10 protein-coding genes are annotated in these 11482 nt (G+C 71.8%); 5 read left to right on the top strand and 5 right to left on the bottom strand.

What is annotated here, in order from left to right:
- Positions 1–1426 (bottom strand): MFS transporter (locus Ato02nite_RS47835; RefSeq protein ID WP_246608191.1); only part of this gene is annotated, 1426 nt, incomplete at its 3' end.
- 53 nt (positions 1427–1479) lie between these two features.
- Here Ato02nite_RS47835 and Ato02nite_RS47830 point away from each other — a divergent pair.
- Positions 1480–2352, top strand: a complete 873-nt coding sequence (locus Ato02nite_RS47830; RefSeq protein WP_307854312.1) for a DUF3027 domain-containing protein — start codon at positions 1480–1482, stop codon at positions 2350–2352.
- Between the two features lies 1 nt (position 2353).
- Here Ato02nite_RS47830 and Ato02nite_RS47825 read toward each other — a convergent pair whose 3' ends face one another.
- Positions 2354–2557, bottom strand: coding sequence for a DUF2530 domain-containing protein (locus tag Ato02nite_RS47825; protein ID WP_213013400.1), 204 nt, complete (start codon positions 2555–2557; stop codon positions 2354–2356).
- A 158-nt stretch (positions 2558–2715) separates the two neighbouring features.
- On the opposite strand from Ato02nite_RS47825, the gene Ato02nite_RS47820 reads away from it, so the two are divergent.
- The 3 genes from Ato02nite_RS47820 (at position 2716) to Ato02nite_RS47810 (ending at position 6163) form a co-directional block, all read left to right on the top strand.
- Entirely contained in the window at positions 2716–4140 is a 1425-nt protein-coding gene (locus tag Ato02nite_RS47820) for an NCS2 family permease (RefSeq protein ID WP_213013392.1), read from the top strand.
- A gap of 84 nt (positions 4141–4224) precedes the next feature.
- Positions 4225–4671, top strand: coding sequence for a MarR family winged helix-turn-helix transcriptional regulator (locus Ato02nite_RS47815; protein WP_213013399.1), 447 nt, complete (start codon positions 4225–4227; stop codon positions 4669–4671).
- Positions 4672–4804: 133 nt separating this feature from the next.
- Positions 4805–6163, top strand: a complete 1359-nt coding sequence (locus Ato02nite_RS47810) for an MFS transporter (protein WP_246608190.1) — start codon at positions 4805–4807, stop codon at positions 6161–6163.
- Between the two features lie 181 nt (positions 6164–6344).
- Here the strand turns inward: Ato02nite_RS47810 and Ato02nite_RS47805 are convergent, their stop codons facing one another.
- Entirely contained in the window at positions 6345–8984 is a 2640-nt protein-coding gene (locus Ato02nite_RS47805; RefSeq protein ID WP_213013390.1) for a DEAD/DEAH box helicase, read from the bottom strand.
- 233 nt (positions 8985–9217) lie between these two features.
- Between Ato02nite_RS47805 and Ato02nite_RS47800 the strand changes: the two genes are divergently transcribed.
- The gene (locus Ato02nite_RS47800) at positions 9218–9535 is read left to right on the top strand and encodes a hypothetical protein (protein ID WP_246608189.1); all 318 of its coding nucleotides are present in this window, start codon (positions 9218–9220) and stop codon (positions 9533–9535) included.
- Positions 9536–9789: 254 nt separating this feature from the next.
- Here Ato02nite_RS47800 and thpR read toward each other — a convergent pair whose 3' ends face one another.
- Both thpR and sepH read right to left on the bottom strand, forming a co-directional pair.
- Positions 9790–10278 carry an RNA 2',3'-cyclic phosphodiesterase gene (thpR, locus tag Ato02nite_RS47795; protein ID WP_281419906.1) on the bottom strand — a complete coding sequence of 163 codons (489 nt, stop codon included), beginning with the start codon at positions 10276–10278 and terminating at the stop codon, positions 9790–9792.
- Positions 10279–10283: 5 nt separating this feature from the next.
- A complete protein-coding gene (gene sepH, locus Ato02nite_RS47790) occupies positions 10284–11375 on the bottom strand; it encodes a septation protein SepH (protein WP_213013388.1) in 1092 nt (363 codons plus the stop codon).
- Between the last annotated feature and the right edge of the window lie 107 nt (positions 11376–11482).

Raw genomic sequence — 11482 nt, 5'->3', positions numbered from 1 at the left:
CGCTGCCGCTGCCGCTGCTGCCAGCCACTCCATCGGCTCCGGGCTGGTTGACGAGGGTTTCGCCGTCGGCTCGGCCGCTCAGACGTTCGTTGTGCAGGCGGGTCGCGGCCCAGCCGGCGCGGACCGCCATTGCCACCGCCAGCAGGGCGGCCAGGGCGATGCCGAGGCGGCCGGAGAGCGGGATGATGCCGATCGCGCCGCCGGCCACCCAGGCGACCATCAGGACCGTCTCGGAGTGGGCGAACGCGCTGGCGCGCAGGCGCTCGGGGATCCGCTCCTGGATGCTGGCGTCGATGGACAGCTTCGAGATGCCGCTGAAGATGGCGGTGATCAGGGCCAGCAACGCGAGCATCGGCAGGCTGTAGAAGATCGCCGACAGCACGGCCACGCCCGCGGTGATGGTGAGGCCGGCCGACTGGAGGGCGAGCGGGCGGCGGATGCGCAGCCGGGTGCCGGCCGCGGTGGACAGGAACGTGCCGACGGCCAGGGCGCCACCGATCAGGCCGACCGCGCCCTGGCGGCCGATGTCCCGGCCCAGCACCTCGGTGTCCAGCTGGTTGGCCATGATGACGAAGGCCAGGAAGAGCAGCATGAAGCCGTAGAGCAGGCGCAGGCTCGCGCTGCCGAGCAGGGCGGCGACCACCAGCTTGCCGGAGAGCGGCCGGTCGCCGCCGCGGCTCAGGCCGAGCGCGGCCCGCCACGGGCGCGGGACCTCTTCCGGGGGGTCGGAGTCGGCCCGTGGCGGCAGGCGCAGCGAGATCACCATGCCGACCACGAAGATGATGGTGGCGACCCGCAGCGGCCACTGCGGTCCGAACTTGAAGGCGAGCAGGCCGACCGGGGCGACGACCGCGCCGGCGAACGTGCCGTAGACGCTGGCCCGCGCGCCCACCTGGGACAACCCGACACCCTCGGGCAAGAGGCGGGGGACGGCGGCGGAGCGGGCCACGCCGTACGCCCGGGAAAGGGCGAGCACCCCGAAAGCCGCCGGATAGAGGCCCCAGCCGAAAAGGTGATCGGAGATCACATAGGCCAGGAAGGCCCGGCCCAGCATGGTGACCGCGAGCGCATAGCGCCGGCCGTGCCGGAAATGATCGAGCAGCGGGCCGACCACCGGCGCCAGCAGTGCGAACGGCACCATCGTGATGAGCAGGTAGAGGGCGACCTTGCTGCGCGCCTCGCCCAGCGGCACGTTAAAGAAGATCGTGCCGGCCAGCCCGATCGCGATGAGCGTGTCACCGGCGCAGGAGATCGCGTGCAGGTCGAAAAGTCGGATCATGCCGATCTCGTTGGCGGCGCCCCTGGCTCGCGCCGAGCCGACCCGCCGGGTCGCCCAGGCTCCGCCGCGCACGGAACCGCGCGCCAGCATGCGGGCGGCCCTGATCCCGCCGCCGACGGTGCGTCCGAGTGTGGGAAGCAGCGGCATGGAAACCATCCTGACCCATCCGAGCCAGCCGCGTCGCCTCCCGTGCCCGCCGAATTCGGGGGAGTGGGTGCGGCACATCAGTCTCGGTAGGGGACAATGGATACGTGACGACCAGGACCGCCGCCCGCGCCGCCCGCCTCGACCAGGTTTGTGCCGATGCCGTCGGGGTCGCTCGTGGTGCGATCACCGAGGTCGATCCGGCCGACATCGGTGATCACCTCGAGGCGATCGCCGAGGGCGACCGGGTCGTGACCCATCTCTTCGAGAGCCACCTCGCCGGTTACCGCGGCTGGCGGTGGGCCGTCACGGTGACCCGGGTGCCGCGCAGCCGGCACGTCACGGTCTGCGAGACGGTGCTGCTCCCCGGCCCCGACGCTCTGCTCGCCCCGGGCTGGGTGCCGTGGAACGAACGGCTTCAGCCGGGCGACCTCGGTGTGGGCGATCTCATGTCGACCGCGCCCGACGACGACCGCCTCGCCCAGGGTTATGTGCTGAGCGACGACGCCGCGGTCGAGGAGGTCAGCTGGGAGCTGGGCCTCGGCCGGTCCCGGGTGATGTCCCGCGAGGGTCGCATCGAGACCGCCCAGCGGTGGTATGACGGCGACGCCGGCCCCGAGGCGCCGATCTCGACCGCCGCGCCGCGCAACGCGCGCTGCGGCACCTGCGGGTTCTATCTGCCGCTGGCCGGTTCGCTGCGCACCATGTTCGGTGTTTGCGGCAACCTCTACGCGCCTGACGACGCTCGCGCGGTGAGCGCCGATCACGGCTGCGGGGCACATTCCGAGGCGCTGATGGGCACGGCCGAGCCGCCCGTCGAAGAGCTGCCGACGGTCTACGACGACAGCGAGGTCGAGGCGGTGGCGGTCAGCCGCGGCCACGGTTCGGTGGAGAACGAGGAGCCGGCCGAGGACTACGGCCACAGCTAGGTCAGTTCTCGCGGAACTCCGCGTGGGTGATCGACCGGCGGCGCTTCCGGTTGCGGTCGTGGATGAGCATCGTGATCAGGCCGGGGATGCCGACCAGGAAACCGGCGACGCACGTCTGGAGCCAGGTGTCCGGGCCGTCGGCCAGCCAGACGATCGCGGCCGCGATCGCGAAGGCGGCGAGGCCGGCCACCGCGAACGGAACCATCGGCGGATCCAGCGGTTCGACCCTCGGCTTCGGCTGAGTCACACCGACAGGGTACGTGCGGAACGATCTTTCGTGGGTATGCGGTGGCTAACAGGGCTTTGCGCAGGTCACTGTCGCTTGAAAGCATGCGCGGGTCACTGCTCTTAGGAGGGGCCTGCATGTCCACCGCTACCACCGAAGCGGGCGCACGTAACGCTTTCGACCGATATTTCCAGATAACTGAGCGCGGATCGTCCCTGGGTCAGGAGATCCGAGGTGGATTCGCCACCTTCTTCACGATGGCCTACATCGTCGTTCTCAACCCGCTGATCCTCGGCGCCGGCGTCGACTCCGACGGCGGCAAACTCCCGATCGCCGCCCTCGCCGCCGGCACCGCGCTGGTCGCCGGGGTGATGACCATCCTGATGGGGGTGGTCGCCCGCTTCCCGCTCGCGCTGGCCGCCGGCCTCGGCGTGAACGCCCTGGTGGCGTACGAGATCGCGCCCGAGATGACCTGGGCCGATGCGATGGGCCTGGTCGTCATCGAGGGCGTGCTGATCGCGATCCTGGTGCTCACCGGGTTGCGTACGCTCGTCTTCAAGGCCGTTCCCACCCAGCTGAAGACCGCCATCGGCGTCGGTATCGGCCTGTTCTTGATGATCATCGGCCTGGTCGACGCGGGCTTCGTGCACCGGGTGCCGGACGCCGCGAACACCACCGTGCCGGTCGAGCTGGGCCTCGGCGGCAAGCTGTCGACCTGGCCGGCGCTGGTGTTCGTGATCGGCCTGCTGTTCACCCTGGTGCTGTTCGCGCGCCGGGTGAAGGGCGCCATCCTGATCGGCATCCTGGGCAGCACGCTGCTGGCGATCATCGTGGAGGCGATCGCGCACCCGGACGGCTGGTCGCTCAACGTCCCGACCTGGCCGGACAGCGTGGTCAGCAACCCGGATCTCTCGCTGATCGGCCACTTCAACGTGCTCGACTCGTGGTCGAAGGCCGGCTGGCTGGTCTGCGTGATGTTCGTCTTCACGCTGCTGATCACCGACTTCTTCGACACCATGGGCACGATGGTGGCGGTCGGGCAGGAGGGCGATCTGCTCGACGAGACCGGGATGCCGCCGCGCACCCGGGAGATCCTGCTGGTCGACTCGGTTGCCGCGGCAGCCGGTGGGGCGGCCAGCGTGTCCAGCAACACGTCGTACATCGAGAGTGCGGCCGGTGTCGGCGAGGGTGCCCGGACCGGCGTCGCGAACCTGGTCACCGGCGTCCTGTTCCTGCTGGCCATGTTCCTGTCGCCGCTGGTGCAGGTGGTGCCGTTCGAGGCGGCGTCGACCGCGCTGGTCGTGGTCGGCTTCCTGATGATGACCGCGGTGAAGCAGATCGACTGGACCGACTACACCATCGCGGTGCCGGCGTTCCTGGCGATCACGCTGATGCCGTTCACGTACTCGATCTCCAACGGCATCGGTGCGGGGATCATCTCGTACGTCGTGCTCAAGGCCGCGACCGGCAAAGCGCGAGAAATCCACCCGATCCTGTACGGCGTGGCCGTGCTCTTCGTCCTGTACTTCGTGCGCGGTCCCCTGGAGTCCTGGCTCCTCTGACCTGCTATCTAGACTGCCGTCACCATCTTGGTGACGGCAGTCATAGGTCGTTAGCCAAGCTTATTAGCTAAGCTAAGAATCGTGATGGAGTGGCCGGTGGCTACGGAGCAGGGGACAGCGGACGAGCTGGCCAGAACGCTGCGTGACGCCATCCTGCGGCTCAACCGCCGGGTCCGGCAGACCCGCGCGGTCGGTGAACTCACGTTCAGCCAGCTCTCCGCCCTCACCAGCCTTCAGCTGGCCGGCGCGCTGACCCCGCGCGAGCTCGCCGACGTCGAACGGGTCCAGCCACCGACGATGACCAAGATCGTCGGAAAGCTGGAGGAGCGCGGGCTCGTGGTCCGCACCCCGCACCCGACCGACGGGCGGCAGGTGATCCTGGCACCCACCGAGCAGGGGCGCGAGATGTACGCCCAGTTCGAGAAGGTGCGCAACGAGTGGCTGGCCGAACAGCTGGCCGGTCTCAGCGATTCCGAACGCGACGTGCTCCTCCGGGCTGCGCAGATCATGCAGCAGGTCGCCCGAGCCTGACCGACTTCTGGGTCGCCGTGCTTCATCACGTGACGGATGACGCGTACGGCCGAGAAGGAGGCGCAGCCTCGTGCAGGCAGTGTTCCGGTCCCTGGGAGTTCGTAACTACCGAATTTTCGCCATCGGTCAGTTGGTGAAGCTCATCGGTGTGTGGATGATGTTCACCGCCCAGGACTGGTTGGTGCTCGATCTCTCCGGCAACTCGCCGGGAGCGCTCGGCACGGTAGCCGCGCTGCAGTTCCTGCCGGTGCTGTTGCTCACCCTCTACAGCGGCCGGCTCGCCGACCGTTACGACAAGCGGAAGCTGCTGGTCGCCGCGAACGCCGTGTTCGCCGTCACCGCGATCGTCTTCGCCCTTCTGGTCGCCTCCGGTTCGGTGGTCCTCTGGCACGTCTACCTCTTCGCCGGGCTGCTCGGCATCGCCAACGCCGTGGAGACCCCGGTCCGCCAGGCGTTCGTCTCCGAGCTGGTCGAGCTGCCGCTGCTGCCGAACGCGCTCGCGCTCTCGGCCGCGACCTTCAACTGCGCCCGGATCAGCGGTCCGGCCCTGGCCGGGGTCGCGCTCGCGGTGTTCGACACCGGGCCGGTCTTCCTGATCGCCACCGTGCTGGCCATCGCGCCGGTCTTCAGCTATCTGCGGATGCGGCCGGCCGAGCTGTACCGCAACGCACCGGCGGCCAAGAAGGGCGCCCGGGTGCTGGACGGCCTGACCTACGTCCGGAAGCGTCCCGACCTGATGCTCCCGATCGCCCTGATGGCCGTGGTCGGCATGATCGGCTTCAACTTCCCGGTCACCCTGGCCGCCCTCGCGAAGATCAATTTCCACGCCGGGCCATCGTCGTTCGGCCTGCTCACCACCACGCTCGCGGTCGGTGCCCTCGGTGGTGCCCTGGCCGGCAGCGCCCGCCGGGCCCGTCCCGGCGTCTACCTGGTGATCGGTGCGGCGATCGTCTTCGGGGTGCTCGAGTTCGCGGTCGGGTTCGCGCCGAACTTCCTGGTCGCCATGCTGATCCTGCTGCCGACCGGGTTCTTCTCGATCTACCTGGCCCAGGCAGCCAACCACCGGGTCCAGATGGGTGTCGACGCCGAGTATCGGGGCCGGGTGATGGCGCTCTACGTGCTGGTCTTCCTCGGCACCACGCCGATCGGGGCGTCGGTGACCGGTTGGTGGGGCGAGCACTTCGGGGTGCCGGCCAGCATCTGGTGCGCGGGTCTGATCTGTTTCGTCGCGGGTGTGGTGGCGCTGATCTGGCAGTTGCGGGTCAGCGGTGACCGGATCGCGCTGCGCGGGCGCCGGATCACCCTGGTCCGAAAGGCCCCCGAAGAGGTTCCGGCCCCCGAAGAGGTTCCGGCTTCCGACGTGGTTCCGGCTTCCGGAGTAGTCCCGGCCGACGGCGTCGCGGTCATCGAAGAGCCACCGGTCGGCGCGCCGATCCGGGCGGCTCGGCCGGCGACCGGCGTGGCGGAGGCCGAGCTCAGCTCGGCCCGCTGACCGGGCGCTGCACCGCCGCTCAGTTCGGCATCGAGACGGACCGCGCCGCCCGGTTCAGTTCAGCGCAGGACGGACCGGGCCGCCCCGCTCAGTTCGGCACCGGGACGGACCGCCCCGCTCAGTTCGGCACCGGAACGCGCCCCGCTCAGCTCAGGATCGGGACGGAGTGCGCCGCCGCCGCTCAACTCGGGACCGGGACGGCTCGCTGGGCCGCCGCCAGTTCGAGGGCGGCGCGGCGCGGGTCGCCGTTCCACCGGCTGGGGAACGCGTCCAGCAGCCGCCAGCCGGCCCGATGCAGGGCTCGCTGGCGCTCCAGGTGGGCGTCCGTCCCGTCGGGATGTGGTCCGCAGAAGACGCCGATCTCCCCGACGCAGAGATCCACCGTCCACGGCCCGACCCGATAAGCCGATTTAACCGGAATATCGAGGTGCTCCAGCTCGGCGGCGAGCTCGGCCGCCCAGCCGGTGGCCTCGGAGTCAGGCTTCGGCGCCAGGGGTGACCCCGCATAGGTCAGGTAGTCCCCGAGCAGGCCGTCTGCCTCGGCCAGCGAACTCACCACCACGAGCCGCCGCCGCGCCCTGGTGATCATCACGTTGAACAGGTGCGGATCGGCCACGAACCGGCGCCGCCCGGCCGAGTCACCCGGCAGCAGCCCGAGCGACACCACGACCGCGTCCGCCTCGCTGCCCTGGAACGCGTGCACCGTCCCGACCCGCAGGCCCAGCTCCTCGATCCGCTCCACCGGATAGGCGGCCATCAGCGCCGCCTCGAGGGCCTCCGCCTGCGGCCGGAACGGCGAGATCACCCCGATGCCGCGACGCCCCTCGGCGACCAGGTCCTCGACCACCTTCAGCACGGTCGTCACCTCGTCGGCCAGGGCCGGTCCGGGCGAGTGCACCACGTCGATCGCGTCGGTCGCCTCGGCGGCCGGGGTGCGGGTCATCACCGCGATCCGGCCACCGTAGAAGCGCCGCGCCGAGAACCCGATCAGGTGCGGGGTGCTGCGGTGATGCTCGGCCAGCCAGGTCGCCGGGGCGGCCCCCGCGGCCAGGTCGTAGGTGCTCACCCGGCGCACATCCAGCCGCTCGTCGGCGCCGTGCCGGGACAGCACCTCGGCCACGTCCACGTCGCTGACGAACGACACGAACCGCAGCTGCCGCGGATCGCCCACCACCAGCGCGCGCCGGGCCCGGGCCAGCACCGGTGCGGCGCGCACCTGGTCCACGTGCGACGCCTCGTCGATCACCACGAGGTCGAACATGCCCGGCGCCGACGGCAGCAGGTCCTCCACGTCGGCGACCGTGCCGATCCACAGCGGCAGGGCGCGGACCAGCGGCGCGGCGTCGAGCTTGGCGAGCAGTTCGCGGCGGCGGTTGCGGCCGGCGCGCAGGGCGGCGGCCAGCGACGCGGCACCCCGGCGGGCGTCGCGGCCCCAGCGGCGCTCGCTGCGGGCGGCCCGGCGCATGGCATCGCCGACCGCGGTGGCCAGGGCCGCCTCGGCGGCGTGCAGGGCCGGCCAGTGCGGGGTCAGGTCGGTGCCGCCGGTCGCGGCGAGGTGGGCGGCGGCACGCTGCGCGGTGGCCGCGGCGAGAGCATCGGTCACCCGTTGTTCCGGTACGCGGCGGAGCCGTCGCCGAGCCCACCACCCGGCCACGCCCCGGCGGTCGAGGCTGCCGTCGAACACGCCGGGCACGTCGGCGGCCAGCGCGGTCAGGTGCGGTTGCCAGCGGTCCAGGGTGGCCGCGGCGATCTCCCGGTCCAGTGCCTGGGTGACGACGGCCCGCGCGGCGCTGACCTCCTCGAGCCGCTGCCGGATCACCGCGGCATCCGCTCTCAGCTGCTTCTCCGAGGCGCCCTCGGCCGCGCCCGCGGTGAGTTCCGCCGCCAGACTCTCCCGGCGGCCGGCGTCGCCGAAGAGCACCGGTGTCGGACCCGGATAGCGGGCCAGCAGCGCGGCCAGGACCTCCGCGGCGTGCGGTGACTGCGTCGCCACCAGCACCGAACCGCCCCGGTGCACCACCTCCAGCGCCGCGGCCACCACGGTGTGGCTCTTGCCGTTGCCGGGCGGGCCGGAGACCACCGTGACCGGCGCGGTGCGGGCCCGGGTGACCACTTCGGCCTGCGCCTCGGTCAGCGGCAGGGGAGACAGCACGGGGGAGTCGTCGGGCCGCTCCGTGCGCTGCTCGCCGTAGACCGCGGCCAGCGCCGTTCCACTCAAGTCACGCGCCGCCCAGCTGCGCAGGCTGTCGGCGAGGCCGCCGCCGAACACGTCCCGCACCACGAAGAGGCCGGCGCTCGGCACCAAGACCACCCGATTCTTCGGCAGCCGCCGGTGGTCGTCGGCGACCGCGAAGACCGGGATGCCGGTCGCGTCGGCGGCCGCGGACAGCCACGCCCGGCTGCCGGTCGCGGTCAGCCAACCCGGCGCGGCCAGCCCCGGTGCCGCCTCCAGCGCGGCCGCCAGATCACGGTCGGTGACCAGCGGCGTGATCTCCAGGTCGCCGGCCGGGACCACCCGGTAGCCGGTCAGCGTGCGCTCCAGCCGGACCGGCTGACTCAGCAGCGGCACCCGAACCTTGCGCGTCTTCTCGTCCTCGTCGGTGGTCCCACCGGCGAGGAAACCCCAGCCCCGGCGCAGCAGCCGCTCGTCACGGTGCAACGCGTCCAGCGCCGCCAGCCGGTCGATCTCGGCGCGGCGGGGTGCCCGCTCGGAGTCCTCCAGCCAGACGAGCGGCTGGCCACCCCGGGTAACGTCGAGAACGCGGTCCCCGCCCGCGGGCGCCAGCTCCGCGAGGACGCCAAGAACTGTGTTGGGCCGCATGGCGACCGACGGTACCGCGAGGGCCGGCGGCACGGGTTGGCAGACCGGGTCGGCCGAACGGGTATTCCGGCGCTTGCGTCCGGCGGCTTAGCGTCTTCTTCGTGGCCATCGCGCACATTGTTGTGCTGACGGCAGCGCTGATGACGCTGCTCTGTTTACCGTGCGTTGTGGCGGCCGTGGTTTGCGCCGACGAGAGGGCAACTCGCCTCCGGACGCGGACCGGCCGCCGGGAGATGCGAGCGCTACGGCGACTCGACCGCGTACTACGCGTCGACGACCCGGTGCTGTCCCCGGCCGTCCTCGACGGCCCATCCATCGAGCAGATCGCCTACGACCTGCGCCGGCTCGACCATCAGCGCCGCACCGGCCCGACCCAGCAGTCGGAGAAATGGCTGGCCGCGGTGCAGAGTGCCTACGACGAGCGGTTGTGCCTGGCCTGCCGCTGCCTGGGCCTGCCCGAACACCTGCGCCCGCTGGAGGGTATGGACCGCGACCTGGAGCGCCTGCGCGTAGAGCACGAGCTACAGGCCGCCGGCCTGGCCCTGCGCTGACCCACACCCTCGCACCGCCCGGCCGTCCCGCACCCCTGCGCGGCTCGCAACCCCAGCACCGCTCGCTCCGCGTCGCCGCCCGCGTCGCCGCCCGCGCCGCTTCACGCCGCGATCTTGCGGAGTTCCGGTTTGCTCCGTGCGGGAACTCCACAAGATCGGCGCTCCCTGGAACGGCGGGGCTGGGCGGCGCGGCTGGCGGTGCGGGGCGGCTGGCGGGCGGCCGGCGGTGCTTGGCGGCTAGCGGGGCGTGGCCGCTAAGTGGCAAGGGGCCAAGCTTGCAGCGTTTCGTATTCGCCGTCGTGGCTGTTTACCAGGGCGAACTCCCTCACCGGCCAGTCTGCGCCGCTGTAGTTCGACAAGGCTGCTCGGACTCGGTGGTCGGCTCGATAGGAGACCGTCACGTGTGGCTGGTAGGGACGGTCGTCCGACGGGAAGCCGCCCGCCGTCAGTGCCTCGCGGATCTGACTGCGCAGCTCGCCCAGGGCGTCGAGGTCGCCGCCGACCCCGGCCCACGTCACATTTCCGAATTGTCCGGCGCCGGCTAGTCGCAGCGAGAACGGGGATGGCAGTGCCGTCAGGCCGTTCAGGATCTGTGCGACCGGTGCGACCGGTGCGGGCGGGGCGGGGCCGAGGAACACCAGCGTGACGTGCCACTTGGCGGCGCGTGTCAGGCGGGCGTCGGGAGGCAACGCGCGGGACAGGGCCGACACCTCGGCCGGAGGTGGGTAGAGCGCGACGAACAGGCGGGTCAGGAGGACTCGCGGGCCGCCGGGCCACCGCCGAACAGGACGTCGTCCCAGCTCGGGAGGCGCTTGCGGGGCTTCGACTCGTCGGTCTCGGACGCCTGCTGGCCCTGCTGGCCGACCGTGCGGCGGGGGCGCAGCACCGCCAGCGACGGCACGGCGGGCACCTCCTTGGGCAGGTCGGCGTCGTCGTCGAAGGCCGAGCCGGCGCCGCCACCGAGCAGGGCGGCCGCGCCGCCGGCCACCGGACGGCGGGCTTCGGAGGGGCCGGTTGTCTCCAGGCCGCGGCCGCCGCTGAGTGGACGGTCGAGCGAGGCGAGCAGGGCGTCGCGGCCGGCTCGGATCGGGTCGCGGGTGTGCGCCGGCCGGGTCGGTGTGGTGGTCTCGGCGGCGGGCAGGCCGTGGCCGCCGCGCGTGGACTCGTTGCCCCGGGCCGAGCTGGGCAGGCCGTGGCCGCCGCGCTCGGCGAGGAAGTTGCGCTCGGGAACCGGATCTTGCCCGAGGATCTGGGTGGGCCGCTCGGCGCACAGGTATTGCGCCATGTCGTCGTGCGGGGAGACGACCTGGCGGCCCTTGTCGAGGTCCCAGATGGCCTGGGCGGTGGCCTTGCCGGACGGCCAGGTGGCGACGATGCGCCAGGTGCCGTCGTCGCGCCGGAACGCGTCCCACGAGATCTTTTCCGCGTCGATGCCGTGCTGGGCGAGGCGGCTGTCGACCACTTCGGAGAGCGCGGCGCCCGAGTCGGACGTCTTGAGCCGGGTGCGGCGCGCGTGCTGGGCCAGCATGGCCCGCTCCTGCAGCACCGGACCGGCGTAACGCAGCACGCGGTCGACCGGCACGCCGGCGACCCGCGCGACGTCCTCGGCGGACTCGCCGGAGCGGATGCGGGACTGGATGTCGCGGGGCGACAACGATGCGGTGACGGGATCGTGGTGCATCACTGCCACGGAACTGCCCGGCGAAGTCGGGTGCGTCTCGTGGGTGACGGCGCCGCTCACCCGGTCGTCGATGGGAAGGGCCAGGAGCCGGCCGACCTCATCGGCGAGCACCAGGGCCTGACCGTCCTCGGAGAGGGCGACGAAGCGAACCGGCCGCATGCGTTGCCTCCGTCCCGTCGCGTTGGCCTGGACATCCCGAGAGTCAGCCACCCGGGCGCGTTTGGGAACACGGTACGCGTCTTGGTCACCTAATGGGGGGAGACACA

The sequence above is a fragment of the Paractinoplanes toevensis genome, from assembly GCF_018332695.1.
Taxonomy (GTDB): domain Bacteria; phylum Actinomycetota; class Actinomycetes; order Mycobacteriales; family Micromonosporaceae; genus Actinoplanes; species Actinoplanes toevensis.
This window is presented reverse-complemented; position numbering and strand designations above follow the sequence as displayed.